Origin of the sequence: Coleofasciculus sp. FACHB-712, assembly GCF_014695635.1 — a bacterium.
Lineage (GTDB): Bacteria > Cyanobacteriota > Cyanobacteriia > Cyanobacteriales > FACHB-T130 > FACHB-T130.
The window spans coordinates 1-26,129 of record NZ_JACJOQ010000633.1; the positions used below are offsets into that span (position 1 = coordinate 1).

The following is a 26,129-nucleotide window of genomic DNA, read 5'->3' on the forward strand; positions in this document are numbered from 1 at the left end:
TTTGAAACACATGAGGTTTATTGTGGATAGCGCCGTAGCTCAACATCGTAAACACCTCGGTCTTCGAGCAACAACCCTTCACTTCTAAACTACTCTATTTCCGATTAAGTCTAATATAAAGGCTGGTCAATTAGCACAAAAGTGATTGATGGAAAGCTATGGTTGCGTTGGCAACATCCCCAAGAATCCTTCCCCCGGTTTGGGTGTCCTGTAAACGAAGCTGGCCTTGCTTCAACCATTGGTCATGTGCGATTCCTCATCGATCTCGCCATCAAGTTGGAGTCAGGAGTGCCCGCGAGAAAGCCTTTGACATCAAATGACTCAAATTTCTCCGACCGGATAGAGCGATCGCTTTTTCGGGTTGATTATATGGATGGAGATTCACCACTTGCATTTGTGGGCTGAATTTCACTGACGATTTCATAGAAAGCAGTGGTCGGCGCTTCCTCAAACAAAGGATTCATCTGATTTAAGATGGCTTGGTATGCCTCGCTTTGATTGGCTTGCATATCTTCGATACTCTCCCAAAGAATAATAGCGATTCCTCGGTCAGTCCCCGGTTCTTGCAGTAAGTACGACCCCTTAAAGCCGTGCGTGTAGGTTGAGACAGCTTTTTCATAGAGTTGCTCAGCCTCATCAAATTTGCCAGGTTTGAATTCTCCAATCGCAACATAGGCAAATTTGTGCTTTAAAAAATCTTGAAACTCTGTCATGGTTTCCTCCTAGAAGCTGGGGTTATCGCGGTTTTGTCGGGGCTAAGCCTACGGTACGCTAATGGGTTGAAGGGAGAACCGCTTGATGGATGCGATCTGCTGAAAGCAGCAGCGCTTCGCTATCGCGCCCTTCATCCTCGATCATTGATCGGGAATTTGCTTGATGTAGGCTTCGGTATAAAGGGTTAAACTACCCTCTTGTACATCCATCTCCTTAATGCGGATTGCCATCCCTTGGAGGTCAAAATAGGGCAAGTTTGCCAGTTCTCCTAACTTCTCCATCAAGGCGATCGTGAGTTCCAGTGAAATGCCTTGTCCAGGATTACAGCTAAACCCCTCCAACAAGATTGGCGTTGAAGAAGTGCGCGGACGCACTACGGCGGCGAAACCGACTTGTCGAGCCTTATCCACGTCATGCAGTAGCATTTTTCCACTGAATTCCATCTTGCCCTCACCCGGCAGATGCATTTCCAGTTCTTGCGGTTCCAAGGTCACGAGTTGACCATCTGCATTCAACTCCATGCTTTGAAACTTGCTGCGGATGTAGTCTGAGTTTAAAGCGCGGTTGATATCTTGTTCGGTGAGGACAACACGGGCAGTCGCGTCTAGCGGATGGTTCAGCTTAATCTGCCCGAAAATCGCGTCAAATAGATTGATCGCAATATTATCGGCGTGCAATTCCATTTCCTGCACGCGAATATCTTTCTGAATCGCCAGACCCCGACCTTCAACCGAAACTGAATTAGCCTTTCCTTGAGCCATCTTCAGCAAATCGGTTCGGACATCTACATTGATGTTCTCTACGCTATCCATCTGGCTAGATAACCCCATTTCGACAGCCTGGGAGAGGGCCTGCTCCTCTAGGCGTGGCTCGTCTGTCATAGTGCTTAATCTCAAGAAGTGTGCTGATACTGGTTACTCTAGACGCTCATCACTCAGCAGCGTATCTGCATCTCGGAATAAACAAAATGTAATAAATCATCTAGTCCAATATTTTTTGGCTCTGACAAACCTAACCCCCAACCCGTTCCCATGCAGGGAACGGGAGCCAGAGCCATTTTCACAGTTCCTCTGGGGATTGGAGAGGGTTTGGGAAGAGGTAAAACGCTCCATCCATTCCCGATCTCAAAGTATTGCCTACCTGCTTATCAGTCTAAATGTGTCGTTTCTGGAGACAAGATAAGCTATGAATCTGGGCTGTAGTTCGTTGTTGAAGGATTTTGACAGATATGAAAAAGCGCCTGGGAGTCTTGCCGTGTTTCGACCCCAGACGCTTTTTCTTCTAAACTTGCTCCTCACACAACTAAAGAATATCGCTTGTTCAATCGAGCCAATACTCTAGCGCGTGACACTTGATCAACTGACACGCGCTAGATAAAAATCTTTACATTATGGTTGATGAGCGCCCAGACGGAGGAAAATCGCTCGGCGGCTACAATATTAAGCTGGTTTCTGGGCGATCGCTCTTTTGTAACGTGACACACCCAACACATTCCAGGTTTCCGAAGCGTCGGTCATCTTTACAATCCCCGATCGGGATTCATCCAGAACAACCCACGCCATCCCTGAGTATCAGACCCGATTTAGGAATTTTAGGTGTATTCAATTTGAAGGAAAACCGCGAGAACTCCGAGAATTGCCACCCCAACAATGGTTTCCCGTTGCTCATCCCAAAGACGGCGCAAGCCATAAAAAACATAGGTAAACGCTGCACGGCGTTCTCGTCCGAGTTCAGCCATGAGCAATTGAACTTTAGCATCTACCTCTTCAATCGAGACTTCGCCCTTTTCATAGGCAGCTTCTAACTGATCTAATTTGCGCCAATATTCTTTGGTTGCTTCAAACAGGTTAGGCATCATAACTTAAAGGTGTATTCTTTTATTGTTAACTTATGTGAATTAAGCTAACGCGCCTGTCTGGGTGGTTGTGTCTATAAAGGGGTAGAACCCGATTGTCTATAAATAGGTAGAACCCTGGTTGCGTGAGTCTTCAAATCCCTAAATGGGAGAGTCCTTCGGCGGGAAGCGATCGCTTCTCTTATTGGCTGACCAGATGCAGCTTCTGGCGATCTGAGATCGCGGTAAACTCAGATGTTGCACCCGATTCCTTTTTTCTAACTTCCGGAGTTAATTACCTTGGGCATAGAACTACGCAGTTACGTATTTCTAGACAGCTTGCAGCCTCAGCACGCAGCTTACATGGGGACGGTAGCACTAGGGTTCTTGCCATTGCCAGGAGATACGTCGCTGTGGATTGAAATCTCACCGGGCATTGAAATTAACCGGATTACTGATGTTGCCCTCAAAGCTGCCTCTGTACGTCCAGGGGTGCAGGTGGTCGAACGACTATACGGGCTACTAGAAGTGCATTCCAGCCGCCAAGGGGAGACGCGGGCGGCGGGTAAAGCCATTTTGGAGGCGCTGGGAGTGCATCGAAATGAATGTCTCAAGCCGCACGTCGTTTCTAGCCAGATTATCCGCAACATTGATGCTCACCAAACGCAGTTGATCAATCGCACGCGGCGAGGACAGCTACTTCTGGCAGGACAAACGCTTTATGTATTAGAAGTTCAACCTGCCGCTTATGCAGCACTGGCGGCGAATGCGGCGGAGAAAGCGGCGGCAATTAACATCTTGGAAGTGCAAGCTGTGGGAAGCTTCGGACGCCTCTATTTGGGCGGAGCAGAACAGGATATTCTGGCGGGTTCTGCGGCGGCGTTGGTGGCGCTAGAAGGCGTGCCTGGTCGTGAAAATCCTGCTAGTTGGCGTCAAGAATAGCGAAACAATGTGGATGACGAGGGAGAGAAGCGGAATGCGATCGCTCTTTACAAATGGGCGATCGCTTGCTTTCAAAGAAAGCCACTTCAGATTAAAGTCAATGCGTTAGCACTGGTGGGTTAAGCAAAGGAAATCCAAATGGCAAATCTAGAGCATCTTGCACTACTTCAGAACGGTGCAGTGAAATGGATTGAGTGGAGAAGAAAAAACCGACAAATAGAACCTGATTTGAGCGAAGCCAACCTCAGAGGGGTCAACCTCAGAGGCGCAATCCTCACAGGCGCTAACCTGAGAAGGGCGGATCTGGGCAATAGTTTACTCATCGCCGCTAACCTCAGCCATGCTACCCTCAGCGATGCAAATCTCCACTCCGCTTCCCTAATGGAGGCAAACCTGAGTGAAGCGAACCTCAGCATTGCGAACCTCAGCAAAGCCAACCTCAGCGATGCCGATCTGGGCGATGCGAACCTGATCGGGGCTGACCTCAGAGGAGCTAACCTAAGAAGAGCGAATCTAACTAACGCGAACCTGATCGGCACCGATCTCAGAAGCGCTAATCTTCACAAAGCCGATCTCGGTGCAGCAAAGCTGGCTAGAACGAACCTCAGCGAAGCTAACTTGATGGCAGCGAACCTAATAGCCGTCGATCTCAGTAATGCTAATCTTTACGACGCTGAACTACTAGGAGCTTACCTTTACAAAGCTGACCTACACAAAGCAAACTTAATCGAGGCTCACTTCAATGGTGCTTATCTCTTTAGGTCTAACTTGAGCGAAGCGAACCTGACTCAGGCTGATTTCAGATGGACTAACCTGAGCAAATCGAACCTCTCCGGCGCTAATTTGAACAAAGCGAACTTGAGGGGTGCTAATCTCTCCGGCGCGAACCTCACTGCGGCGAATCTTAGCGGCGCTAACCTTACCGGCGTTAACCTGACGCGGACGATACTTCAAAAGGCAATCATGCCTGATGGCACCATTCACCCTTAGCTAGCAATGAAATTTTGGGTCGTAGAAATGCGATTAATGGCGTCTTCCCGCCAGACCCTTCAAAAATCCCAAATCTAAAATCCTAAATTAGTCTAACTCATGAAAAAACTGATTGTAATTACAGGGGTAAGTCGGGGTCTCGGTCTTGCCATGACTGAAAAATTTATTGAGCAAGGTCATACAGTTTGTGGGTGCGCCCGTTCCACAGAAGCAACACAGAAGCTTGAGCGAAAAATTGGAACGCCCCATCATTTTTCCAGCGTAGATGTTGCGGATGAACATCAAGTGAAAGCCTGGGCTGAGCAACTTTTAAATAAATACTCGTCCCCTGATTTATTAATTAATAATGCCGCATTAATCAATCAACCCGCCCCGCTTTGGAAAGTTGATAGCACGGAATTTTCTCGACTCATTGATGTCAATATTAAAGGAGTCGTGAATGTAATCCGCTCCTTTGTTCCAGCTATGATTAAAAAGAACAATGGCATCATTGTCAACTTGAGTTCAACTTGGGGTCGCTCCACCTCGCCTGAATTTGCACCTTACTGTGCTTCCAAGTGGGCAATTGAAGGATTAACTCAATCGTTGGCTCAAGAATTACCTTCGGGAATGGCAGCGATTCCCCTCAACCCAGGCATTATTCATACCGATATGTTAGAGACTTGTTTTGGAGAAGAAGCGGCTGCTTACACAGCAGTAAAAGATTGGGTTAAAAAAGCGGTTCCGTTTTTATTGCAAATAACACCAAAAGACAATGGTGTGTCGCTGACAGTTCCTTCATAACCTTTCTATGCGGTTAATCTATGAACGAGAATTAAAGACAGAAATAAGGAACCTCACCCCCAACCCCTCTCCGTGAACGGAGAGGGGCTTTGAGCATGGCTCTCATTTCTTCATAGTTCTTGTTAGGTCTGGGAGCGCTTTGATGAGCAAAACAAGTCACTTGTGTGTAGACCGTAGCTCTTTAAAGGAAAGGGGGTGGGGAGGAGGTTCTCTGTGAGGAAACAAATCAACTCAAGCTGTCTGTAATTCAAGGCTTGGATAGTCAATATATCCCTTCTCATCGCCACCATAAAAGGTGGAGCGATCTGGCTTATTTAGGGAAGCATTGAGTGCAAAACGTTCTGGCAAATCTGGATTGGCAATATACAGTCTGCCATAAGCCACCAAATCTGCATTACCAGAAGCCAAAACAGCATTCCCTAAGTCGCGGTCATATCCTCCTGCGGCGATTAAAGTCCCTTTGAAGATAGGACGGAAGTATTCGGTAAACAAGCCTCCTGTAGAGTTATCGAGGCTAGTATTGCCATCGGTTCTTGGCTCAACGATGTGGAGATAAGCGAGGTTGAAACGGTTGAGTGAATCAGCTACATAACTGAACAAAGCAGATGGATTGGAGTCGGACATACTGTTGAAAGTGCCGCTTGGGGAGAGGCGAATTCCTACCCGTTGTCCACCCCAAACACTGACGACCGCTTCAGTCACTTCCATCAAAAGTCGGGCACGGTTCTCAATTGAACCGCCATATTGGTCGGTTCGTTTGTTCGTCCCATCCTCAAGAAACTGGTCAAGGAGATAACCGTTGGCACTATGAATTTCAACCCCGTCAAATCCAGCAGCTAAGGCATTTTCTGCCCCTTTGCGGTATTGTTCGACGATTCTTGGAATTTCTTCAGTTTCTAGGGCACGAGGTGTGACGAAGGGTTTTGGCCCTTCATTCGTCATTGCTTCACCTTCGGGTGCGATCGCGCTGGGCGCTACTGGCAGTTCTCCTCCTGGTTGCAGTAAGGGGTGAGAAATCCGCCCAACGTGCCACAACTGTAAGAAAATCCGCCCCCCACGAGCATGAACTGCATCTGTCACCAGTTGCCATCCTGCCACCTGTTCTGCTGAGTGAATGCCTGGGGTATTCGCATATCCCTGTCCTTGAGGCGATACTTGAGTGGCTTCTGCGATAATTAACCCCGCTGATGCCCGTTGTGCATAATAAGTCGCATTCATCGCTCTAGGAACATTTCCCGCTCCCGCACGCATCCGGGTTAAGGGAGCCATCACGATTCGATTGGGAAGTTCTAAAGAACCCAGCTGAACAGTTGAGAAAAGATTGATATTCTCGCTCATTGACTTAATCTCCATTGGAATGACATTACAGGTTTTGCTTGCACAACGCAGACATCAGGAACTCTAGCTAGCTAGTGTATGAGCAGTGCGGATAAGATGTTACCCGCACCGCCAACAAACTAGATAGTTAGTTAATCGCTACTGGCTTTGTGGTTAAGTTGTTCTGTGGAAGTAAAGCTTGAAGCTTGTCAGACAGCACTTCCAAAGGAGCTACGCCAGTGGTTCGATCCACCACCACACCATCTTTGAAGAACAGAAGCGTTGGCACGGCTTGGATGTTGTATTGTGTAGCGATGTGTCCATAGGCGTCAATATTCAGCTTGCCAACCTTAGCAATTCCTTCAAAATTGGCAGCTAATTCTGCAACTAATGGGTTGAGCATCCGGCAAGGACCACACCAAGCCGCCCAGAAATCTACCACAACTGGAACTGAACTTGCGAGGACTTCGGTTTCAAAGTTGTCTTCGGTCAAGGTGACATATTTCGCGTTGTCTGACATGGTTTCCAGCCTCCTTCAGGCTGTAGATCAAGGTGAGGAGAGTATCAGCAGCTGTTGCAGAAAGCGCATTGCATCATTTCATGCGATCGCATCCACTCAACTCGCTGCTAGAAGTTACCAATCTGGTTTCAATTCCCTAAAGGGTTTAGTAGTTAAACAACCATTTGACTAAATACTAGAACAATCTTTCCCCAATAGTCAAGTGGTTGTTTAACTATTTCAATACTGAGCGCCAAGACGTAAAATAGAAGTAAGACGGTGAGTTTTCGCCAACGGCATACATCCACGTCAGACACGCCTATACCGTCGTTCAACCTTCTTTTAGCGTTGACATCAGGAGTAATGCAGAGTCTTGTTGGGGCTTTCTCGTGGCTTCTTTTAGTAACCCCTACTTCCCATGATCGATAACAACCATAGCGTTCAACTGCCCTCTGCGTCTCAAGCTGCCGTTCAAGACATAGAACTTCGGGCTAAAATCTTTGCAGCTCTCTCCGATCCAACACGTTTGAGGATTGTGGAGATGTTAGCTTCTTGCGAGGAAATGAGTGGCAGCGAAATAGCCAATTATTTAGGGATTAGTTTAGCTCTCTTCTGTCACCACTCCAAGACACTGGCGGAAGCGGGGTTAATCCAGATCCGAAAAGAAGGTCAAACCAAGTACAACTCGCTGAAACGGGAGTTACTGTTTGATTGCTTCGCCAGTTTTACACCCAAACAGCTAGAAACAACCACAGTTGAAAATAATTCTAGATCCAACTAACCGCTGTATGTTGATGATTTTGCAAGGAATATAGGTTTTCCTTGCGTACTTAAGCGTAGTCGTGAACTTTTCCGTCAGGCATTCTGGCTTCAGTTAAGACAGCTTCACTGAGGTTGGTTTCAATTAAACTTGCTTGCGTTAAATTTGCCCTGAGTAAAATAGCTTTACTTAGGTTTGTTCCTAGTAAAATTGCCCCAGTAAGGATGGCACCCATTAGCTTGGCTTTAGATAAGTTGGCGTATCTCAGGTTTGTTTGGTTCAGGTTTGCCTCACCTAACACGGCTTCTTCCAAATTTGCCCCTTTCAAATTTGCTCTGGTTAGATTTGCTCCCCGAAGATTTACCTTACTTAAATTCGCTGCCCCCAAGTTAGCTTCAGTGAGGTCTGCTTGACGTAAGTTTGCCCCTGTTAAGTCTGCTTCGCTGAAATTGACTCCGCGCAAATCTGACCCTCTCAAGTTCGCCAAACATAGATTCGCTTTGCTAAAATTTGCTTCATTTAAGCAGACAAAAGCTAATTTTGCCTTATATAAATCTGCTTTTCTAAAGTTCCTTTTTCCGGCTGTATATAGCTGTACAATGTTTTTGAAATTCATCGTGAATACCTCCTATTTTCTTATAACCAAGACTCGCCAAAGGCGGGATAATGCGTCAACCCACCGTCAAAAAACCGAGTTTGGCTTGTGATGTAAGTAGCTTCGTCAGATGCCAAAAATGCCACCGATGCTGCCATTTATTCCGGCGGACTTGCCCGAAACCTTGGGATATAAACTTTCTACCTCAGCCTTTGCTTCTAAGTCATGTAGATGCGCGTAACTGTGGCACCCAGCCCCATAGCATTGACCCCAATACCTTTAGTATTTCGGCGCGATCGCATAAAATTTTCCATGCCGCCTTTCTGGCAGTAAAACCAACCTATTCTGGCTTAAGGATAATTTCGTGAACGCTGGAAATGGTGAGAATAACAGCACTCCTATTCTGTTCTAGAAAGTGTTTAATCGCTTAGGGGCGCTTATCGGTGCGCCCCTAAATAAGCGCCCCTAAGATTAATTTTTTGGAATTCGCCAACAGCATCTTAAAAGGGAGGCTAACTTCTCCCTTTTAAGATGCCGTTAAGGGAGCTGTTGCAGATTATTGGTGAAATAGTATCAGCAAGATTAGTTCGGCTGGATGGAACTAGCAACAGGATATCCCGGTTATTTCAAATTATCCGGGACAGTTTCAGGCACAACCCAGGAGTAAATAGTATGCTGGCGACCGGGGCTACTTTCTACCTGCACTACTTTCTCAGGTTTCCATTCACCCATGTCGTAGTTGTGCGAAACAATGCGAGTGCCTGGTTTAAGTTCCTTGAGTAGCTTCGGTCGCAGCCGCAAGTTCACCTCAGGAAGCAAGTAAAGTGTCACCACCGTGGCATCGCTGAGGTCAGTGGCAAATAGGTCTTGTTGTAAAAACCGCACGCGATCGCTTACACCCGCTTTTTGGGCATTTTCTCGACTTTCTTGAACCAGTTGCGGATTGATATCTACACCAGTTCCGCGAGTGCCAAATTGTTTTGCAGCGGTAATCACGATTCGTCCATCGCCACTGCCGAGGTCGTAGAGTACATCGTTCCCTTTTACCTGCCCCTGTTTGAGCATTTCGGCGACGACGACTTCGGGGGTTGGTACAAAGGGCACATCCGCTGGCTGTTGTTGGGTTTGAACGTCGGTTGCGGGTGCTTCGACTTGAACACTCGGTGCGGTCGGTGCGGTGGGCGCTTGGGCTTGAAGATCGGGTTGAGTTTGTGCATCAAACTGGCGTTGTTGGGTGCAGCCTGCGAACAAGAAGCTACCCGCACTCAAACTAGCAACCAGCAACAGCTTAATTTGTTGTAATTGCATTGCATCTTCTCCTTTTGAGTTGTTAACGTTTTGCTCAAATTTGCCGACGACGAGATAACAGCAATAGCGGTGCGCCAGCGATCGCGACAGCCACTCCGACAAGCGCCCCAACCCCTGTATAGGCAACGCTGGAGTAGAGTAAATAAGCACAGATTCCACAAAAAAGTAGGGGCGTCAGAGGATAGAGAGGGACGCGGAAGGGTCGCAATACTTGCGGTTCTCGAACCCGTAACACTAACAACGAGACACCTGTTAGCAGGAAGAAAAACCAGAATACCGGCGCAGTGTAGTCCACCATCGTTTTAAAGCCTTCGCGGGTCAGAGTTCCCAGGAACACGAGGGCTAACGCGATCGCACCCTGCACTAGCAAGGCATTGGCTGGCGTACTGGCGCGATGGTGCCAGCGTCCGAGGAAGCTGAACAAGGAAAAATCTTGTCCGAGGGCGTAATTGGTACGTGCGCCGGTGAAAATCGTGGCGTTGATCGCACCCAAGGTAGAAATGGCAATCAGGAAGCTGATAAACCAAGCACCGGGTTCGCCAACTGCACGACGCATCAAATCCGCTGCTACGGCTTCTGAGGCTGCCATGTTCGCCAATCCTAAACCGTGGATGTACGCGAAGTTTATCGCTAAGTAAATTGTCGTGATGATGCCGATACTCACTAGCAGCGATCGCACCATGTTTCGGTTGACGTTGCGTAACTCGGCTGAGATATAAGCCGCTTCATTCCAGCCGCCATAGGACAACAGCACGAAAAGCATTGCCATCCCAAAGTTTGTTTGGGATGTTGCTGGTGCAGCAGGCACCTCCGGGAGACTGGGAACGGCAAAGGCTAAACCCCCAATTACCACCAACAGCAAGCCACCCACTTTGGCGACTGTTAGCCAATTCTGCGCCCACTTTCCTTGCTGAACGCCGATGATATTTAAACCTGTCAACAGGGCGATCGCAATCCCTGCGTAAAGTGAGGATGAATAATTCCCAAGACGCAGTAATTGCGAGGCATAGTCCCCGAATACGAACGCCAACAGGGCAATCGAACCTGTTTGAATCACCGTCATTCGCGCCCAAGCAAAAAAGAAGGCGATGTTTTTGCCGAAGGCACGCATCAAGTAATAGTAATTGCCCCCAGCGTGAGGATATGCCGTTGCCAATTCTGCGTAGCACAATGCGCCGACTAAGGACATCCCGCCACCCAGAATCCACAGGGAAAGTGCAACCACTTCACTCCCAGAAGCAGCGGCGACTAGAGAGGGCGTCTCGAAAATCCCGGCACCAATCACGATGCCAACAATTAGGGCGATCGCGTCTACGAAAGCCAGCGCTGGCTTGGGTGCTGCTGTTTTGCTTACCGCGAAGACTTGATTTGGGAGACTGTCGTTTACCCGTCTGCTCATTCTGGCACCTTCACCGTTGCGATCGTAATTTCTTTGAGTTGCGATGTGAAAAGATTAAAGCAAAGTCGGTTTACAATCCGGAGAAAGTGTAACCAACTCCGATTAATAATCCCACCTCTGTTTCATCAACAAAACCGACATTCACGCCAGCGGTTGCGGTGAATTGGGATGATAATGGAACATCGACCCCGCCCGTAATCAGTGCGCCAATAGTGCTATCGTCACCCGTTGAAATCGCCACTCCGCCTCCAATATAAGGGGCTACACGGTATCTGATTTGTTCCACTCCTTGAGAGGGGAAATCGTAAGTAAGTGGAACCAGAAAAACTGTATTATCGCCAAATAAAGCAGCGGGTCGCACAGAAAAATTCCGAGTGAGTCCAATTTTGCTAATGACTGCAAAGGCACCTTCACTCAAAGTTGTATCGCCACCCAACCCAATGTTGCCTGCAACCCCGATATAACTTGGGCCAGAGCGAGTAGCTCTACCAGGTATTACATCCACTTGAGCGATTTCCGGCGCTGTGGTTTCAGTCGTCGCTGCTTCTGGGAGTTGAGGTGTTGAAGGTTCAACAGTCAAAGCCGACGCAGACGTTTTCACCCTTTTGTCTACAATCTGCTCTGGGTTTACCGCATCTGAGGTTGCGATCGCTGTTTTCTCAGGAATTTCCTGCTTTGTCTCGCTAGAAAGGTTAGATGGAGATTGATTCGCCTCGGCTGATGCAGTGGCAGTTGGCAATTTTATTTCTGAAAAATCTTGCTCTTGAATTGTTGATTCTGTCAGTACCTTTACAACAGAATCAGGTGAACCTGAATTCGCTACATTCACTTGTTCTTGTACAAAGAAAGTTGTAACTTGGTCAGATTGAATTGGAGTCTTATTTGATTCAAAATTATGATTAGGTACTCTGGCAAACGCATCTGTCTTAGGGGTGAAGTCGTCAGTTTCAGCTTGAGCTGATAAACCACTACAAACAACAGCCAGAGCGGCAAGGCAGAGTAGAGAAGAAGTACCTCTGAACAACATCGGATTTACACTAACTCCATGAAAAAAAGTGTTGAAAACTAACTAAAGAAAAATGATTTAGGAGTGATAACCTTCTGCTCCTGCTATCTTCAGTGTTGGCAACAAATGTGACTAGAAAGTGACAGTGGGAGCATCCCGTATTTGCAAATCCCCCACAGACTGGAAGTCTGGGGCTACACAAACAAAGCCTGCCTCCGCAGGCTGAATTGATTCCGCGCAGGCGGACTTGGTTGAATAGAAGCGAAGCAACTTATGTCCCCTCTTCTTCTTGAAGGGGGGTAAGGGGGGTTGGCGTAGCCGCGATTTCCAATCGCCAGGTTATTTTTGCTACTGGAGTGGCAGCTCAATTTGAAAAGTTGATCCTTGACCGACTACACTGGTGACTTCGATCCCACCTCCATGAGCTTTGACGATTTGCTCAGCGATCGCTAATCCCAAACCAAAACCCCCTGTAGTGCGAGAGCGATCGCGATTCACCCGATAAAACCGTTCAAAAATATGGGGCAAATCAGTCGCCGCAATCCCCATCCCAGTGTCTGAAACTTGAATAATAGCCAAATGCGATCGCGTAAACAATCGCAGTTGAACTTCACCGCCCTCCAGGGTATATTTGCAAGCATTACTCAGCAGGTTCATCACCGCCAGACGGAGCAACTCTGGATCGGCCTTCACCTCCAAGCTCTCAGTCGGCAGATTACTAACAAAATTTAGATTTTTGGTGGCTGCTTGCGTTGCATAATTCTCTGCTAGCTCCTGTAGCAAAAGAGTTAGATTAATCTTTCTCAAAGATTCAGGAGATAATGACCCATCATTACGAGCCAAAAACAGCAAATTACTCACCAGCGAATTCATTGACTTAGCAACATTCACAATCTTGTCTAGCCGAAGCCGTTGCTGTGAATGATCGTCAGACAGCAACCCGACTTGTGCATTGCTAAGAATCGCCGCCAATGGTGTCCGCAATTCATGGGAAGCATCTGCGGTGAAGCGATGCAGTTGCTCGTAAGCATGACGAATCGGTTGCATCGCTAGCCCCCCCAAAAACCACCCAGTCAGGCTAATTACCCCCAAGGTGACTGGCACCAAGAGCGTCAGAACCAGCCGCAATTCAGACAAAGCCTCTTGAGTGGATGTCAGGGAAGTCGCAACCTGGAGATAACCAATTAATACACTCTTCTCGTAGACAGGCAGCGTTACCTGACGCAGCCAACGTGCAGAGCCATTGGCAGTTTTGATGGTTTGAAATCCATCTGTCACCGTCAGCTTCTCTGGGGGAAGCGTACCAAAAAATTGCACCAATTGCCCTTTGGCATCGTACCAACGCCCATACGCCAGCCCACTATCCAACGGCTGTGGGTTATTTCCCAAAAGTGGCACATTGTCCAGCTCTACCTGCCATTGACCATTGCGACGCTCATAATTTACGCTCGCTGCCATTACCTTGGTTTGTTGGTAGAGTAATCGATCCAATGCTAAGAGCGCGTCTGCAACTTCTACGTAGTAGACGACTCCTGCAAAAATCACCAAAATACTTCCCATTGATAGGGTGAACCAGCGAGCCAGATTGCGACGGCTACGACCAAACATGGAAAAAAGCAAAGTTAAAAAGCGCCCCAAATTCGGGTGTATCTTTGCTTCCCCAAATCTTGGAGCAAGACAGGCAAAAAGCAAAAGAAAGATTTATTCTGTCATTTTGATTCATTTCTATTTTGAATTTCTTCTCTTTTTACTTTTGACTTCCCGAAGGATTGAGGCGATATCCCATGCCATAGACTGTTTCAATCCAATCTGCCGCACCGACTAACTGCAAACGCTGCCGCAGCCTCCGGACAAGGGTAGTTACGGCATTGCTCTCTGGTTCTGCACCCCACTCCCACAAGGCTTGTTCAATTTGATCGCGGGTTAAGACCTGATGAGGGTGGCGCAGGAAGTATTCTAATAGCTGAAACTCGCGGGCGGACAATTGGATAGTTGTCTGTCCCCGTTCAACAGTCAAGCTATTCAAGTGTAGTTGTAAATCTTCTATGCGGAGGATATCTCCCTGCCATAGAGGCGATCGCCTTCCCAATGCCCGCACCCGTGCCAAAAGTTCGATAATATCAGTCGGTTTAACCAGATAATCATCGGCACCGGCATCCAAACTCGTAACTTTATCCACAGTCGTGTCTTTGGCAGTCAGCATCAACACCGGCGAGGTTTTCCCTGCTTGTCGATACTGGCGACAAAGGCTCAACCCGCTGACTGTCGGCAACATCCAGTCTAAAATTAACAAGTCATAGTCTTTTTGAGAGATCAGCCATTGGGCAGTTTCCCCATCCTCAATGCCATCGACAATATGTCCGGCTTGCAACAAAGCTGCGTTTAGTGGCTCTAATTGTTCGGGGTCGTCTTCTACCAGTAAAATTCTCATAAGACGCTTTAGTGAAACCTCTTTTCCGGAGAATCGTCGATCGCGCTGCTCATAGTAGAGAAGCCTAAAGCGATCGCACGTCTTCCACCAGTCAGATTTTTATCGAGTACCGAAGAAAATCAAGAGTCAAAAGTGAATCTTCTCTTTTTTTATCTTTTAAATTTTGACTTTTGATGTCGAATTTGATTTTTTTCCCCTTAAACTCAATTAGCTGTGAAGCTAAAATTCCTCACCTCTCCCTATGTCCTCTCCCCGTTGGTTACAAAAATTACATTTTTTAGGGCTAGAATTTTGGCTACCTCTACCCCTGCTAGGAATTATTTTTTGGGTTGGGGGTGGACTGGTAACAGACCAAGCATTAAGTCGCTCCTACGATACGGTTGATAAGCTTCAAGCTGATACACAGTTGGAAGTGCAACTTTCAGTCACCTTGCTAGTCATCAAAGCAGAAATTGACAAAGAGCAGGGATTTACCAAAGTACAGGTCAAAACGACAGATTCGACACTCAAAAAGTTAGAATTTGAGTTTCCAGTAACAGAATTCAGTCAGGTGGAAGCTGCGATCGCGCAAGAATTAGGACTGTCTGCTGAAAATGTTAGGACGCTAGTGCGTTACCAATTGAAAAACCGATCCTTCTAGACAGTTACTCTCACTCAATCCGAACTGTCTGAACCCTCTACTTCCGGTTCTCTTTCCCCGCTCAGAACAAACCTGCGCTTACAATCTGAGCGATGCTAGCAGATGGAAAAGTAAAGAATTAACAATACTCAGTGCTAATGAGCCAAGCAAAGCACTCCAAAAACCCTACCGTAACCGAAATCCTGTCACTAACCAAGCAGCTAAACCGAAAATAACTGCATTTAAGACAAACAGGAATAAACCAAATGACAAAAGAATGAATGGAAAGGTGAAGAACCCTAAGATGGGTTTTAAGAGAGCATTCAAAATCCCAAAAACTGCTGCGGAAATTGCGGCTTTTCCAAAAGTGTCAATTTCTACGCCAATCGGCAGCCGGGAAATAATTAAAAAACTGATAGTAGTGACTAACCAGGTGATGAGGATTCCAACCATAACCAAAACTCCTTATCATCAATCGTTTTGTTACAGGGTCGGGTAAGTTTCCATCTTCAGGGTCATCAATAAATGTGACCAGAAAGTGACAGTAACCTTGGAATTCAGAATTAACTGAATAACCAGCCTTGGAAACCAGCAAATCTCGCCGGGAAAAACCGAATTAATTGGGTTCTCCATTCCGGGAGTCCCGAACCCAATCCAAACCGTCGCGAAGAAAAACTCCTCCTTATCTTCCCCCGCTTGCGCTTGAAGTGAGAGAGTTTTAAGTAAATTTTTGTAATTGAGACGATTTGAATTTTTTGCCGGAGAAGATTCGTTTGGCGGTGGGAATTCAGGAGATCGGTGGGTGAGCAGTGAGGATGCGATCGCATCCTCAACTCTGGTAAACCTGGAAATCTCGCTTGTAGAGCCACTTTTTTCTACAGAACATCCGGAGTTTTTCCGCCGTTTACATTGCTCTTGCGATCGCTATTTAAAGATTTCTGCGAGCGCACATCTCAACCCAAGTGGTTGAAGCATTACGCAAATTACCGCTCCAGCTTGCGATCGCGGTCATCTCCTGCGAATTTACCTGTTAAACCGATTGATGCTGAGGCATTGCGAGGAACGGTTCGGTAATATTCTAGGTACCGCTGATTCGTCCAGTTAAATTGGCAATTACTGCAATTAATTCAGCAGGTTCAACGGGTTTGGCAATATGGGATTGAAAGCCTGCTAAAAGCGCAGCCGTGCGGTCTTGAGTTCTAGCATAGGCGGTCAGGGCGATCGCGGAAATTCTGCCTTTATTGTTTGACTCCAAAGCTCTGACGCGACGCAACAAAGCATAACCGTCTTCATCTGGCATCCCAATATCACTGATTAATATATCTATCGGTGGTGAAGATTGGGTCAGTGCTGAGATGGCTTCGTCTGCTGAAGCGGCAGCGATGACTTCTGCCCCACAAACTTCCAGCGTGTAGGCGAGCAAATCCCGCATATCCGGGTCATCATCCACGATCAGTATCCTCAATCCCTCTAGTTGAGAGGAGCAGTCAAATGGGACACTGTCTCCCACGGTTGGATGCACCCGTTCTGGTTCAATCGCTGTTGGCCCAACGGCAAGTAGGGGTAGTTTCACGGTAAATGTTGCGCCTTGTCCTTCTCCGGGGCTTTGGGCATGCACCGTTCCGCCATGCAGTTCTACCAATTGGCGAACGATCGCTAAACCCAGCCCTAATCCGCCAAAGGAACGAGTGATGGAACCATCTGCCTGACGAAAGCGCTCAAAGACGTAGGGGAGGAATTCTGCACTGATGCCTTGACCCGTATCTGCCACCACAATCTCAATATGAGAATTAATCCGTTGCAGACCAATCTGAACCCGCCCCTGTTTCGGTGTGAACTTGATCGCATTGCTGAGCAAATTCCAGACAATCTGTTGTAATCGCTCGGAGTCTCCTAAAACAGGGCCTGCTGCTGGATCGAGCACCGACTGCAAGCGAATGTTCTTGGCATCAGCGGCAGGACGCACCGTATCGATTGCTGCCTGAATCGCGGGCAATAGGTCAACTGTTTGCACATTGAGGCGAATCTTGCCTGTAATGATGCGGGAAATATCCAGGAGATCGTCAACCAACTGTGCCTGGGATCTGGCATTGCGCTCTATCGTTTCCAGCGCCCGATGCATCTTGGCTGCGTCTACCTTGCTAGTTCTCAGGATATTAGACCAGCCAAGGATGGCATTGAGAGGGGTTCGCAGTTCGTGGGATACGGTGGATAGAAATTCATCCTTCAATCGATTCAGCTTCTCAGCTTCTACTCGTGCTTTCTGTTCCTGCACCAGAAGTTTAGCTCGCTCTTCTTCCGCTCGTTGACGCTGCCGAATCTCTTTGGCTAATTCATCGATCTTCTTGTTCAGCAGGGTGAATCGGCTACTGGCAGATTCCTTGTTTTTCAAGCGTAAGAGAATAAGTGCCGGGGATTCAGGCGATCGCGGTCGGATGACCGCTCCTTCACAGCGACACAAGCAAGTCTCTCCATTGTTGGCATTGAAGGTTAATGAGCCAATCACCATTTCTCGACTGCTGGAACAAGCACGCAGATACTGTTTAACCTTATCAGCAGGATCGACGACCATCTCAAAGAGCATTTTCTCTTGCAGGAGCTGACGGGGTAGCCCCAGCATCTTGGAAAATGGCGGATTGGCAGCCAGAAGCTGACCATTTCCGGCAATTAGGAGCATGGGTTCGGGTAAAGGTCTAGCGAATTCGAGAAACTGTTCGGGCGTCACCCCTCGTTATCTCCCTCACTCTCTCCTTTGAAGTATTCTCTGCCGTGACTTTCTTCTGCCTCTGGGGTGGGTTTCAAATAAACAACCACACGGCATCCAGGCGCACCCATTGCGATCGTCTCTTGCAGTTCTACTTTGGCGTACCCCAGATTGTCCGCTGCAATGGAGCCAAAAACATTGGAGGTCATCATACACATAGCGGGGCGATCGATGACTTTTTCGGCAAACGGGCACGCCCGGTTCCCTAAGACAATCTTTTCATCCGTTTGTTCAATAATATAAAAGTCACCTTGGATTCGCTTCTTCAAATCTACCAAAACATCAGCAACTTGCTCTCGCGTTAGATGGGATACCTCTAGAGCCGCTTTATAGTCCCGGTCGATTTGCCTCCCCATGTTTTGACCCACGACACTAATAAACCCGGAGGCTTCCTCTAAGCCCACGACATCCTGTAATGTACCTGCCAACTCTCGAATTAAGGTACGTAAAAATATATCCCGCTCTAAAGGAATTTCGAGTCCCTTCATGGATGTTTCAGACTTAAGAGAACTATTCATAGCAATATCTCGTGAATGGGGATCGGCAGCCCTTACTCAAGGCTATAATGCCACCCGGCGAAGTGGCACTTTAATACATCTAAAGATAGATGTCTATACTGATACTACATGGTCAGACGAGCGCTCTGTGGCGAGAGGGCGATCGCTCGTCAGCGAGTAATGGACTACTACCAATCTTCATCCTCATAACGGCTTGCGCTTCACAGGCGGCAAGTAAAATATAATTCAGCATAAGTATATACCGACCGTCCGGTGCAAGCGTTTTTTGTTAGATATTCAAAGGACGGGAATTGCTCGCTTTCATCACTCAATCTAGTCTACGAGGTGACAGAAAAGGACTAAAAGGAGAATGGCGATGAAAAAAGTAGCAGTATTTGGCAATGCCGGAGGCGGTAAATCAACTCTAAGCAAGAGACTATCCGAAATCACGGGTTTGCCACTTTACGTCTTGGACAAGATTCAATATCAAGCGGGGGGCACGCCAGTTCCCCATGAAGTCTATAAGCACGCCCATCAGCAAATTTTAGTTACTGAGCGATGGATTATTGACGGTTTTGGTTGCAAGGAAACCGTCTGGCTGCGACTTGATGAAGCGGATACTTTGGTTTTTGTGGATCTACCAATTTATGTGCATTTTTGGTGGGTAACTAAACGAATGATCGCAGGTTTTTTTAAACCCCCAGAAGGCTGGCCTGAAAAAAGTCCAATATTAAAGAGTTCACTGAATAGCTACCGCGTACTTTGGTTATGTTACAAATATTTGACCCCCAAATACCGTGAGTATATCGAACAGGCGCAAAATACTAAAAGGGTTTATCACATCAGCTCTACCGAACAGATTTCGCAATTTTATGAATTGATTGGAATTGAGACCAACTTGGAAGATGGTACAGCTTAAGTATTATTAGACTGAAAGTTTCTGCCTAATACTCTCGCATCAGATTGATAGATTGATGAATTCCCGATCTCAGACCAAATCAGATGAATCGGTAGAAATATTCCGGATGTATGCTAGTTCAGAGAGATAGGCAGAAACTTCCTCGCAACCTAGCTTCGCTCAGCTCGCTTGGCTTCTTGCACATCTCAATCCAAGTGGTTGAAAGAACCAAACAAATTACCGTTCCAGCTTGCGATCGCAGTCATCACCTGCGAATTAACTTTTCAAACCAATTGATGCTGAGGCTCTGCGAGGAACGGTTTGGGAATTGAGGAGCGCGATCGCTTTGTAGAGTGGGGGCGATCGCTCGTCAGTTAGCAATGGACTACTACCAATATTCATTATTATCATGGCAGAGTTGTACGGAGGCAAATAACCTCGAATTCTCGCAGACAACTTCCTTACTACTGCACCAAAGCAGTGTTAAATGGCGTTCAATTTGGCTGAACTGCGTCTTTTGAGTCGTTTATTTTTCCTGGCGCATATAGGACACCAAGTACCAAAGAGTTCGTTATTTGGTCTAGCGTTCCATTGATGCCTGTCCTAACACTCCCATAAGAGAGGAGTAATACTGTTAACGTACTCTTTGGATAAGCATTTTCTAGCACGAACAGTCTGTTAAAGTGTTAGCAATAAGTCAAGTAGCGTTACGGGCAACGGAGTAGATTACGTGCATCCTGAGACAAAGCAAGTATCACAGCATATGAAGGAATTTGGGTTTCATATTTTTGGGAGAGCTATCTACGACGCAACCTTTAACGAGATGATGCGCCCTTTTGCTCATGTGTTATCGGTAGTTCATGCAGCACATGGAGCAGAAATACTTGTCAAGGCACGCATTGCTGAAGAGCATCCGCTTTTAATCTTCAAGTCCTACCCCAAATCAAATAGTACTAAGGATGCGTTGAGCATCAAGGAACTGTTTGAGTACGGTCGAACTTTGATGTATTCAGATTTGCCTGAAGTTCTTTGGGCTGCAACTGGTTATAGAATCGAGAAATTAGATAGATATCAGAAATTCGGCGCTCTGCGAAACACTATTGTCCATTTTGCTGCTCCTAATTGCGACGCTGCCACAGAGACGTTAAAATTTGCTTTTGAAGTCTTCGATCCTATAGTTCGCGATTTTTGGGGCGAGAGCATTATTGATTATTCGGAATACTGGGACGAGGTAATCATTTCTGATGGTTATTTGCGAGAACAAATTGAAGGATTGAATATTCAGGTACATCCCGAAACACAGAAGAAAATAGAAAGTCTTGACCTAACCTTGAAAGAAAATGGGGGTAGTTCAAAATGAAACTGATAAGTGTTGCGGCATAACAGGATCGTTGTACCACAAATGCAGCATAATCTCAGTAGGTTGCTTCATCTTTGGATTGAGACGGTATAAAAAGGTAATTTGTAAGTATCCTCCTGTGAGAAACATTTCAAATCCTCAAGGGATCTTTCAACCCATTCAACAGGTTTCTAACGATGTACTCATCTCTTAAATATGTTAGTTCTGGCATATTATTGTCAATCGAAGCTGTACATCTTAAGTGATAATGGAGCATTCTTAAAAAAATGCCAAGTCCAGACCGCGATTTCCTACGAGATAGCTACGCTTCACGCACTGAACGGTGCTGTAGGATTGCGATCGCCCTAAGACGCAGAGCGATCGCCCCTCAATCATGCACCGAGCCATCCGGCATAATGGCTCCCTGCAACTCTGCATCCGTCAGCACAGCGCCTGTCAAATCAGCATCTCTCAAATTGGCCTTGCGTAAAATTGCTCCTGTAAGATCGGCATAACTCAAGTCAGCTCCTCGCAAGTTGGCTTCGCTCAAATCGGTTGATTTCATTCCTTGTTGTGGCGTTCGATTTAAATGAGCGCGGCAAAGCTTTGCACCATTTAGATTTGCCCGATACAAAACAGCTCCACTCAAATTGGCGTAGCACAGGTCTGCATCGCTGAAAATCGCATGACTCAAATCCGTCGCTTGGTCGGACGTAGAATGCAAATTGGCGTCAAACAAATTGGCACGAAATAATCTGGCGCGGACTAAATTCGCACCTCCTAAGGTTGCTTTACTCAAGTTCGCTCGCTCCAGATTGGCGTAACTCAGCTCGGCACCACTCAAGTCTGCCTCTCGTAGAATGGCTCGATCCAAATCAGCTTCGCTCAAATCAGTTCCGCACAAGAGCGCTTCGCTGAGGTCTGCCTCCCGGAAGCTGGCTCGGCTAAAGTCCGTTTTACCCAATCGCGCTTGCCGTAAATCTGCCTGATTGAAGTTCACACCATGAAAGTGAGCATTCTGCAAATCAACCTCTCGCAGGTTGACCCTTTGAAAGCTTCGTTTGCCTTCGGCATACCGATTCAGGATCTCTTCAATAGTCATCTCTGTTGCCTTTAAGTGTTGCAACTGTAGGGGGTTCCCTTGAAAAGAGGTTCGCTCAGCCATCACCGTTCAAGCTAGGTATTATTCCCCAGTCTCATTATAGAAACGCAGTTTGAGGAACTTGTCAGGAAATGCGATCGCTAAAAGAGATCCCGCTACAAGCAGGTACGCACCCGATTCGATCTCAACACGTTCCGGTTAACTCCGCCATCACCTCAGCGACAGACATAATTCGGTCTGCGCGTCCGGCGTATGCTCCGAAAAAGATTAAGCCGTTCTCTATATCTCTATCCGCTGCCTTGGCGAGTGCCTGAATGATGCAATAGGTTTTTCTGCTAACCCGACACAGGCAGCTTTCTAAACACTTAGCCATGCATTGTCGTTCTAAATCTGGGGATGCAGCGGCAGCGATGCTTCTTCTAATTGATGGATGGCAGCCAATGCTGATGGTGTAAGAAATGTCATCGGATAGTCACCAAAACGTCACATTCGCTGAGTAGGCTGATAGTAAGAACTGCAAAGTTCTACTCCTCACACCATAAAATACAGCCCTCTTGTTCAACAGCAAGAGGGCTTTTTCTTTAATGACAGCAGTTTCAGGTTTCAGATCGTCGTCAAGCAATTGTCATCACAATTTCTTGAATAAATCTTTGGGTGAAAATTGCGATCGCAAGAATAACTGCGTAATGTAACAAGTGTTTCCTTGCCGCCAAACTCCGATACCCGTCTCGGCGTATTCGGCTTGCAAAATATTTGCACGATGTCCGGGACTATTCATCCATCCTTCAACAGCTAACGGTACGGGTTGGGGAGCATTCACACTTTTAAACAAATTTTCCCCGACCATCCAGTAGGAGATTCCCCCCGCACGAACCCGTTTAGTCAAAGTGCTGCCGTCTGGACTATCGTGGCTGAAGAAGTTCTCACGAGCCATCTTCTGACTGTAATTGCGAGCAACCCGTGCTAATTTTTCGTTGTTTTGAAGTGGATTTAAGCCATTCTTTTGGCGGACTTCATTGATCCGCTGACGGACAGAAGCTTCCATTTGGGCACTGGTGGGGGATTGAGCGGCGCTGTTAGGCAATTTCGGCGCTTCGGGTACATCCTGTCCAGGCAATTGCCGCAATAACTCTGCGGCAGGTTCGCACCCCACCAATCCTAGAGCCATCGGTATCCAGAATATCCAAGCTATCCTTGGTCGTCGCTGACGCCTGATGGTTGCCTTTAAATTTTGCGCGGGTATGCTTCTGCTGGTTGCTGTTTTAGTTTGTTGAATTTGAATCAATCGAAAAATCCTTTTGTGATTCATCGCTGCTGGCATCAGCCATCATGTTGAGCTAGTATTCTCAGCTTAGCGAGAACCGAGATGGCTGTGCTGGACGACAATCGGCACATTCGACTTTGTTTGCGATCGCTGTCACTTTCTAGTCACATTTGTTACTAACACTAAAGAAAACAGAATCTATGCAAGAAACTCATACTTTTTGGTTTTTTGTCTGCAACAGATAGACTTCTTGCCTCTAGAGGAGCCAACAAAATGACAGCAACAGCGAAAGAGAAATCAGTGGGAAATCAGTGGCATCATCTACCTGTGGGAGAAATTGCTCAGAATTTAGACAGCAACATAGAAACAGGTTTGACATCCGCTGAAGTAACAAAGCGACAGGAACGTTTTGGAGCGAACGAACTCAAGGGTAAAGCCGGAAAAAGTCCCTTAGTGCGATTTCTCCAGCAATTTAACCAACCGCTCCTGTATATCTTGTTAATTGCTGGTGCAGTCAAGGCATTTCTAGGGGAATGGGTGAATGCGTGGGTAATTTGGGGCGTGACGCTAATTAACGCCATTATCGGATTTGTCCAAGAATCAAAAGCCGAAAGCGCGATCGCTGCCTTAGCTTCTTCTGTCCAAACAGATGCAAATGTACTGCGCGAAGGTCAAAAAGTACAAGTTCCTTCGACTGAGTTAGTACCGGGCGATCTCGTACTCCTCACTTCTGGAGACAAAGTACCCGCCGATTTGCGACTGGTGAAGGTGCGTAACTTGCAAGTGAACGAATCTGCACTCACCGGCGAGTCGGTTGCAGTACAAAAAGAGGCGGAAACAGAGGCCCCGCTTTTGCACCTAGACGCACCCTTGGCGGAGCGAACCAATATGGCTTATGCTGGCAGCTTCGTGACATTTGGTACTGCCAGGGGCGTTGTGGTGGCAATTGGGGAGGCGACTGAAACCGGGCGAATCTCCCAGTTAATGGATCGGGGAAGCAGCCTGACAACCCCCTTAACTCGCAAATTTGACAAATTCAGTCGAAAGTTGCTGTACGTCATTCTAGGAGTCGCCGCGCTGACGTTTGCAGTGGGATGGGGGTACGGCAATTCCTGGGTAAAAATGTTTGAAGCTGCCGTAGCCTTAGCAGTGAGTGCGATTCCCGAAGGATTACCCGCCGTTGTGACGGTGACGCTGGCGATTGGCGTTTCCCGCATGGCGCGTCGTCACGCCATTGTCCGTAAGTTGCCAGCCGTTGAAACTCTGGGTGGTGCCACAGTCATTTGTTCTGACAAAACCGGCACCTTGACTGAAAACCAGATGACGGTACAAGTTATTTATGCCGGAGGTCAGCACTATACAGCCAGCGGTAGCGGCTACAATCCGGCAGGGGAAATCCTGTTAGAAGAAAAGCCGATCAACCTGAACAATTTCCCCGTTCTTCTAGAGTGTTTAAAAGCCGGATTGTTATGCAATGACTCCCATCTAGAAGTCAAGGACGAGCAATGGGTTGTGATTGGCGATCCGACAGAGGGAGCTTTAATTGCTGTTGCCAATAAAGTGGGATTAAAGCAGTCAAACTTAGAGCGAGAAATGCCTAGGTTGGATGTTATTCCGTTTGAGTCTGAATTTCAGTACATGGCAACGTTGCATGAAGGTAAAAGCGATGGGGACGGGCGGGGAAACCCCGGTACGACGATTTACGTGAAGGGTTCGGTGGAGGCAATTCTCCAGCGCTCTCAGCAGATGCTAGATGCTGATGGGAGTTTGATCCCTGTGGCTGGACAAACGGTGCATCGGGAAGTCGATGCAATGGCAGAACAGGGGCTACGGGTGTTGGCGTTGGCGAAGAAGCCCGTGTCAGCCGAGCAACAATCAGTAGATCATGGTGATATTGCAAAGAATCTGATTTTTATCGGATTGCAGGGCATGATCGATCCGCCGCGAAAAGAAGCGATCGCCGCCGTGCAAGCCTGTCAGGAAGCGGGGATTCAAGTCAAAATGATTACGGGCGATCATGCTGTCACCGCCGCAGCGATCGCTTCTCGCATGGAATTGAAAAGGCATGGGGAAGTTCTGGCCTTTACCGGACAAGAACTTGCTCAAATGAATGAACAAGAACTGGCGACGGCGGTAGAAGATGGAGTCGTATTTGCCCGCGTCGCACCGGAACAAAAACGGGGATGGGGTTAACGATGCGCCTGCACTCAAGCAAGCAGATATTGGGATTGCAATGGGAGGTGCGGGGACTGAGGTGGCAAAAGAAGCCGCCGATATGATTTTGACCGATGATAACTTTGCCTCAATAGAAGCGGCTGTTGAGGAAGGTCGTACCGTTTACCGAAATCTCCTGAAAGCGATCGCCTTCATTCTCCCCGTTAATGGTGGCGAATCGATGACGATTTTGATTAGCGTGTTACTCGCTAGAGAATTGCCCATCTTATCTTTACAAGTTCTCTGGCTAAATATGGTTAATTCCATTGCAATGACCGTCCCCTTAGCCTTTGAGCCTAAATCTCAGCAGGTGATGCAACAGCCTCCACGCAACCCGAATGAACCCTTGCTTTCTGGCAGTCTGTTAAAGCGGATCTTAGTAATTTCTGCTTTTAACTGGATTGTAATTTTTGGCGTATTTGAATGGATGAAACAAACAACCGGGAATATTGAGTTAGCCCGCACAATGGCAATCCAGGCTTTAGTGGTCGGGAGAATCTTTTATCTTTTAAGCATTAGCCACTTTGGAAATGCTGTCATCGCCAAAATTCGTGGCATCGGACGCATTCGCAATTCTCCAGCCCTAGCAATTGGGATTGCCTGCACTGTGCTTTTGCAAGTAATCTTCAGTCAGTGGAGCCTAATGAATGGCTTATTCTCAACAACACCACTGAACTTAAATCAATGGCTCATTTGCCTGTTGGTGGGGTTGCCAATGATTGCAGTAGCCGCCTTCGTCAATCGCTTTGATCCACAACACTAATCCCATTTTAGATTTTGAGTTGTAGAAAGCTTGCGGTTATCGCATCTGTTGTCAGTAGCTATCCGATTCTGGCTGCAAGGCTGAAGACATG

General features: G+C 47.2%; 29 protein-coding genes and 2 pseudogenes. 10 read left to right on the forward strand and 21 right to left on the reverse strand.

The annotated features are described in order from the left end of the window. Positions 1 to 365: 365 nt before the first annotated feature. The 5 genes from H6F50_RS23535 to H6F50_RS23545 all read right to left on the reverse strand — a co-directional run bounded on the left by H6F50_RS23535 (position 366) and on the right by H6F50_RS23545 (position 2,572). The gene (locus H6F50_RS23535) at positions 366 to 713 is read right to left on the reverse strand and encodes an antibiotic biosynthesis monooxygenase (protein ID WP_190430564.1); all 348 of its coding nucleotides are present in this window, start codon (positions 711 to 713) and stop codon (positions 366 to 368) included. Positions 714 to 854: 141 nt separating this feature from the next. Continuing rightward, on the reverse strand, positions 855 to 1,595 hold the full coding sequence (locus H6F50_RS23540; protein WP_190430565.1) for a DUF2993 domain-containing protein: 741 nt from the start codon (positions 1,593 to 1,595) through the stop codon (positions 855 to 857). A 53-nt stretch (positions 1,596 to 1,648) separates the two neighbouring features. Continuing rightward, positions 1,649 to 1,771 carry a hypothetical protein gene (locus H6F50_RS27785; protein WP_277878744.1) on the reverse strand — a complete coding sequence of 41 codons (123 nt, stop codon included), beginning with the start codon at positions 1,769 to 1,771 and terminating at the stop codon, positions 1,649 to 1,651. Positions 1,772 to 2,153: 382 nt separating this feature from the next. Then, positions 2,154 to 2,276 (reverse strand): hypothetical protein, encoded by a 123-nt coding sequence (locus H6F50_RS27790; RefSeq protein ID WP_277879377.1) that lies wholly within the window; start codon positions 2,274 to 2,276, stop codon positions 2,154 to 2,156. 29 nt (positions 2,277 to 2,305) lie between these two features. Further along, a complete protein-coding gene (locus H6F50_RS23545) occupies positions 2,306 to 2,572 on the reverse strand; it encodes a hypothetical protein (RefSeq protein WP_190414553.1) in 267 nt (88 codons plus the stop codon). Positions 2,573 to 2,848: 276 nt separating this feature from the next. Between H6F50_RS23545 and H6F50_RS23550 the strand changes: the two genes are divergently transcribed. From H6F50_RS23550 to H6F50_RS23560, 3 genes are all read left to right on the forward strand, one after another. Then, positions 2,849 to 3,490 carry a hypothetical protein gene (locus H6F50_RS23550; RefSeq protein ID WP_190414554.1) on the forward strand — a complete coding sequence of 214 codons (642 nt, stop codon included), beginning with the start codon at positions 2,849 to 2,851 and terminating at the stop codon, positions 3,488 to 3,490. A gap of 138 nt (positions 3,491 to 3,628) precedes the next feature. After that, positions 3,629 to 4,480 carry a pentapeptide repeat-containing protein gene (locus tag H6F50_RS23555; protein ID WP_190430566.1) on the forward strand — a complete coding sequence of 284 codons (852 nt, stop codon included), beginning with the start codon at positions 3,629 to 3,631 and terminating at the stop codon, positions 4,478 to 4,480. Between the two features lie 99 nt (positions 4,481 to 4,579). Further along, positions 4,580 to 5,263 carry an SDR family oxidoreductase gene (locus tag H6F50_RS23560; RefSeq protein ID WP_190430567.1) on the forward strand — a complete coding sequence of 228 codons (684 nt, stop codon included), beginning with the start codon at positions 4,580 to 4,582 and terminating at the stop codon, positions 5,261 to 5,263. Positions 5,264 to 5,494: 231 nt separating this feature from the next. On the opposite strand, the gene H6F50_RS23565 is transcribed toward H6F50_RS23560, so the two are convergent. Continuing rightward, the gene (locus tag H6F50_RS23565) at positions 5,495 to 6,601 is read right to left on the reverse strand and encodes an alkene reductase (RefSeq protein ID WP_190430568.1); all 1,107 of its coding nucleotides are present in this window, start codon (positions 6,599 to 6,601) and stop codon (positions 5,495 to 5,497) included. Between the two features lie 127 nt (positions 6,602 to 6,728). Beyond that, the gene (gene trxA, locus H6F50_RS23570) at positions 6,729 to 7,100 is read right to left on the reverse strand and encodes a thioredoxin (protein WP_190414557.1); all 372 of its coding nucleotides are present in this window, start codon (positions 7,098 to 7,100) and stop codon (positions 6,729 to 6,731) included. 397 nt (positions 7,101 to 7,497) lie between these two features. Here trxA and H6F50_RS23575 point away from each other — a divergent pair, with 397 nt between their 5' ends. Beyond that, positions 7,498 to 7,860, forward strand: coding sequence for a metalloregulator ArsR/SmtB family transcription factor (locus H6F50_RS23575; RefSeq protein WP_190414558.1), 363 nt, complete (start codon positions 7,498 to 7,500; stop codon positions 7,858 to 7,860). Positions 7,861 to 7,909: 49 nt separating this feature from the next. Here the strand turns inward: H6F50_RS23575 and H6F50_RS23580 are convergent, their stop codons facing one another. Continuing rightward, positions 7,910 to 8,455 (reverse strand): pentapeptide repeat-containing protein, encoded by a 546-nt coding sequence (locus tag H6F50_RS23580; RefSeq protein WP_190414559.1) that lies wholly within the window; start codon positions 8,453 to 8,455, stop codon positions 7,910 to 7,912. Between the two features lie 50 nt (positions 8,456 to 8,505). On the opposite strand from H6F50_RS23580, the gene H6F50_RS23585 reads away from it, so the two are divergent. Then, positions 8,506 to 8,802, forward strand: a complete 297-nt coding sequence (locus tag H6F50_RS23585) for a hypothetical protein (RefSeq protein WP_190430569.1) — start codon at positions 8,506 to 8,508, stop codon at positions 8,800 to 8,802. A gap of 253 nt (positions 8,803 to 9,055) precedes the next feature. Here the strand turns inward: H6F50_RS23585 and H6F50_RS23590 are convergent, their stop codons facing one another. From H6F50_RS23590 to rppA, 5 genes are all read right to left on the reverse strand, one after another. After that, the gene (locus H6F50_RS23590) at positions 9,056 to 9,742 is read right to left on the reverse strand and encodes a class I SAM-dependent methyltransferase (RefSeq protein ID WP_190430570.1); all 687 of its coding nucleotides are present in this window, start codon (positions 9,740 to 9,742) and stop codon (positions 9,056 to 9,058) included. A gap of 34 nt (positions 9,743 to 9,776) precedes the next feature. Then, positions 9,777 to 11,141 carry an amino acid permease gene (locus H6F50_RS23595; protein ID WP_190430571.1) on the reverse strand — a complete coding sequence of 455 codons (1,365 nt, stop codon included), beginning with the start codon at positions 11,139 to 11,141 and terminating at the stop codon, positions 9,777 to 9,779. Positions 11,142 to 11,211: 70 nt separating this feature from the next. Beyond that, positions 11,212 to 11,790 carry a hypothetical protein gene (locus H6F50_RS28090; RefSeq protein ID WP_347276245.1) on the reverse strand — a complete coding sequence of 193 codons (579 nt, stop codon included), beginning with the start codon at positions 11,788 to 11,790 and terminating at the stop codon, positions 11,212 to 11,214. A 705-nt stretch (positions 11,791 to 12,495) separates the two neighbouring features. Beyond that, positions 12,496 to 13,755, reverse strand: coding sequence for an ATP-binding protein (locus H6F50_RS23605; RefSeq protein WP_190430572.1), 1,260 nt, complete (start codon positions 13,753 to 13,755; stop codon positions 12,496 to 12,498). 139 nt (positions 13,756 to 13,894) lie between these two features. Further along, positions 13,895 to 14,578, reverse strand: a complete 684-nt coding sequence (rppA, locus tag H6F50_RS23610) for a two-component system response regulator RppA (RefSeq protein ID WP_190414564.1) — start codon at positions 14,576 to 14,578, stop codon at positions 13,895 to 13,897. Between the two features lie 241 nt (positions 14,579 to 14,819). On the opposite strand from rppA, the gene H6F50_RS23615 reads away from it, so the two are divergent. Beyond that, on the forward strand, positions 14,820 to 15,218 hold the full coding sequence (locus tag H6F50_RS23615; RefSeq protein ID WP_190430573.1) for a hypothetical protein: 399 nt from the start codon (positions 14,820 to 14,822) through the stop codon (positions 15,216 to 15,218). 78 nt (positions 15,219 to 15,296) lie between these two features. Here H6F50_RS23615 and H6F50_RS23620 read toward each other — a convergent pair. Next, positions 15,297 to 15,650: pseudogene (locus H6F50_RS23620) on the reverse strand (phage holin family protein). Positions 15,651 to 15,933: 283 nt separating this feature from the next. Between H6F50_RS23620 and H6F50_RS23625 the strand changes: the two are divergent. Then, on the forward strand, positions 15,934 to 16,167 hold the full coding sequence (locus tag H6F50_RS23625; RefSeq protein ID WP_190430575.1) for a hypothetical protein: 234 nt from the start codon (positions 15,934 to 15,936) through the stop codon (positions 16,165 to 16,167). Between the two features lie 108 nt (positions 16,168 to 16,275). Here H6F50_RS23625 and H6F50_RS23630 read toward each other — a convergent pair whose 3' ends face one another. Further along, a complete protein-coding gene (locus H6F50_RS23630) occupies positions 16,276 to 17,922 on the reverse strand; it encodes an ATP-binding protein (RefSeq protein ID WP_190430576.1) in 1,647 nt (548 codons plus the stop codon). Beyond that, the gene (locus H6F50_RS23635; protein WP_190430577.1) at positions 17,919 to 18,479 is read right to left on the reverse strand and encodes a methanogen output domain 1-containing protein; all 561 of its coding nucleotides are present in this window, start codon (positions 18,477 to 18,479) and stop codon (positions 17,919 to 17,921) included. The genes H6F50_RS23630 and H6F50_RS23635 overlap by 4 nt, the downstream gene beginning before the upstream one ends. A gap of 355 nt (positions 18,480 to 18,834) precedes the next feature. Here H6F50_RS23635 and H6F50_RS23640 point away from each other — a divergent pair, with 355 nt between their 5' ends. Continuing rightward, positions 18,835 to 19,377, forward strand: a complete 543-nt coding sequence (locus tag H6F50_RS23640) for an adenylate kinase (protein WP_190430578.1) — start codon at positions 18,835 to 18,837, stop codon at positions 19,375 to 19,377. 255 nt (positions 19,378 to 19,632) lie between these two features. Here the strand turns inward: H6F50_RS23640 and H6F50_RS27795 are convergent, their stop codons facing one another. Further along, on the reverse strand, positions 19,633 to 19,758 hold the full coding sequence (locus tag H6F50_RS27795) for a hypothetical protein (protein WP_277879378.1): 126 nt from the start codon (positions 19,756 to 19,758) through the stop codon (positions 19,633 to 19,635). Between the two features lie 328 nt (positions 19,759 to 20,086). Between H6F50_RS27795 and H6F50_RS23645 the strand changes: the two genes are divergently transcribed. Then, complete coding sequence (locus H6F50_RS23645) at positions 20,087 to 20,716, forward strand: hypothetical protein (protein WP_190430579.1); 630 nt, start codon at positions 20,087 to 20,089, stop codon at positions 20,714 to 20,716. A gap of 258 nt (positions 20,717 to 20,974) precedes the next feature. On the opposite strand, the gene H6F50_RS27800 is transcribed toward H6F50_RS23645, so the two are convergent. From H6F50_RS27800 to H6F50_RS23660, 4 genes are all read right to left on the reverse strand, one after another. Next, positions 20,975 to 21,103, reverse strand: a complete 129-nt coding sequence (locus tag H6F50_RS27800; protein WP_277879379.1) for a hypothetical protein — start codon at positions 21,101 to 21,103, stop codon at positions 20,975 to 20,977. Then, positions 21,084 to 21,797 carry a pentapeptide repeat-containing protein gene (locus tag H6F50_RS23650; protein ID WP_190430580.1) on the reverse strand — a complete coding sequence of 238 codons (714 nt, stop codon included), beginning with the start codon at positions 21,795 to 21,797 and terminating at the stop codon, positions 21,084 to 21,086. The genes H6F50_RS27800 and H6F50_RS23650 overlap by 20 nt, the downstream gene beginning before the upstream one ends. Before the next feature lie 184 nt (positions 21,798 to 21,981). Then, the gene (locus H6F50_RS23655; RefSeq protein WP_190416070.1) at positions 21,982 to 22,170 is read right to left on the reverse strand and encodes a hypothetical protein; all 189 of its coding nucleotides are present in this window, start codon (positions 22,168 to 22,170) and stop codon (positions 21,982 to 21,984) included. Between the two features lie 255 nt (positions 22,171 to 22,425). After that, complete coding sequence (locus tag H6F50_RS23660; RefSeq protein WP_242029188.1) at positions 22,426 to 23,082, reverse strand: CAP domain-containing protein; 657 nt, start codon at positions 23,080 to 23,082, stop codon at positions 22,426 to 22,428. Positions 23,083 to 23,334: 252 nt separating this feature from the next. On the opposite strand from H6F50_RS23660, the pseudogene H6F50_RS23665 reads away from it, so the two are divergent. After that, positions 23,335 to 26,038: pseudogene (locus H6F50_RS23665) on the forward strand (HAD-IC family P-type ATPase). The last annotated feature ends 91 nt before the right edge of the window (positions 26,039 to 26,129 follow it).

Bases quoted from the DNA above. Each gene is read 5' to 3' on its own strand.
- H6F50_RS23595 (WP_190430571.1), bottom strand. From the start codon at position 11,141: ATGAGCAGACGGGTAAACGACAGTCTCCCAAATCAAGTCTTCGCGGTA.
- H6F50_RS23635 (WP_190430577.1), bottom strand. From the start codon at position 18,479: ATGAATAGTTCTCTTAAGTCTGAAACATCCATGAAGGGACTCGAAATT.
- trxA (WP_190414557.1), bottom strand. From the start codon at position 7,100: ATGTCAGACAACGCGAAATATGTCACCTTGACCGAAGACAACTTTGAA.
- H6F50_RS23575 (WP_190414558.1), top strand. From the start codon at position 7,498: ATGATCGATAACAACCATAGCGTTCAACTGCCCTCTGCGTCTCAAGCT.
- rppA (WP_190414564.1), bottom strand. From the start codon at position 14,578: ATGAGAATTTTACTGGTAGAAGACGACCCCGAACAATTAGAGCCACTA.
- H6F50_RS27790 (WP_277879377.1), bottom strand. From the start codon at position 2,276: ATGGCGTGGGTTGTTCTGGATGAATCCCGATCGGGGATTGTAAAGATG.
- H6F50_RS23590 (WP_190430570.1), bottom strand. From the start codon at position 9,742: ATGCAATTACAACAAATTAAGCTGTTGCTGGTTGCTAGTTTGAGTGCG.
- H6F50_RS23655 (WP_190416070.1), bottom strand. From the start codon at position 22,170: ATGGCTAAGTGTTTAGAAAGCTGCCTGTGTCGGGTTAGCAGAAAAACC.
- H6F50_RS23605 (WP_190430572.1), bottom strand. From the start codon at position 13,755: ATGTTTGGTCGTAGCCGTCGCAATCTGGCTCGCTGGTTCACCCTATCA.
- H6F50_RS23540 (WP_190430565.1), bottom strand. From the start codon at position 1,595: ATGACAGACGAGCCACGCCTAGAGGAGCAGGCCCTCTCCCAGGCTGTC.
- H6F50_RS23545 (WP_190414553.1), bottom strand. From the start codon at position 2,572: ATGATGCCTAACCTGTTTGAAGCAACCAAAGAATATTGGCGCAAATTA.
- H6F50_RS23560 (WP_190430567.1), top strand. From the start codon at position 4,580: ATGAAAAAACTGATTGTAATTACAGGGGTAAGTCGGGGTCTCGGTCTT.
- H6F50_RS23650 (WP_190430580.1), bottom strand. From the start codon at position 21,797: ATGACTATTGAAGAGATCCTGAATCGGTATGCCGAAGGCAAACGAAGC.
- H6F50_RS23585 (WP_190430569.1), top strand. From the start codon at position 8,506: ATGCGTCAACCCACCGTCAAAAAACCGAGTTTGGCTTGTGATGTAAGT.
- H6F50_RS23565 (WP_190430568.1), bottom strand. From the start codon at position 6,601: ATGAGCGAGAATATCAATCTTTTCTCAACTGTTCAGCTGGGTTCTTTA.
- H6F50_RS27795 (WP_277879378.1), bottom strand. From the start codon at position 19,758: ATGAATATTGGTAGTAGTCCATTGCTAACTGACGAGCGATCGCCCCCA.
- H6F50_RS23640 (WP_190430578.1), top strand. From the start codon at position 18,835: ATGAAAAAAGTAGCAGTATTTGGCAATGCCGGAGGCGGTAAATCAACT.
- H6F50_RS27800 (WP_277879379.1), bottom strand. From the start codon at position 21,103: ATGGCTCGGTGCATGATTGAGGGGCGATCGCTCTGCGTCTTAGGGCGA.
- H6F50_RS23580 (WP_190414559.1), bottom strand. From the start codon at position 8,455: ATGAATTTCAAAAACATTGTACAGCTATATACAGCCGGAAAAAGGAAC.
- H6F50_RS23535 (WP_190430564.1), bottom strand. From the start codon at position 713: ATGACAGAGTTTCAAGATTTTTTAAAGCACAAATTTGCCTATGTTGCG.
- H6F50_RS23555 (WP_190430566.1), top strand. From the start codon at position 3,629: ATGGCAAATCTAGAGCATCTTGCACTACTTCAGAACGGTGCAGTGAAA.
- H6F50_RS23615 (WP_190430573.1), top strand. From the start codon at position 14,820: ATGTCCTCTCCCCGTTGGTTACAAAAATTACATTTTTTAGGGCTAGAA.
- H6F50_RS27785 (WP_277878744.1), bottom strand. From the start codon at position 1,771: ATGGCTCTGGCTCCCGTTCCCTGCATGGGAACGGGTTGGGGGTTAGGT.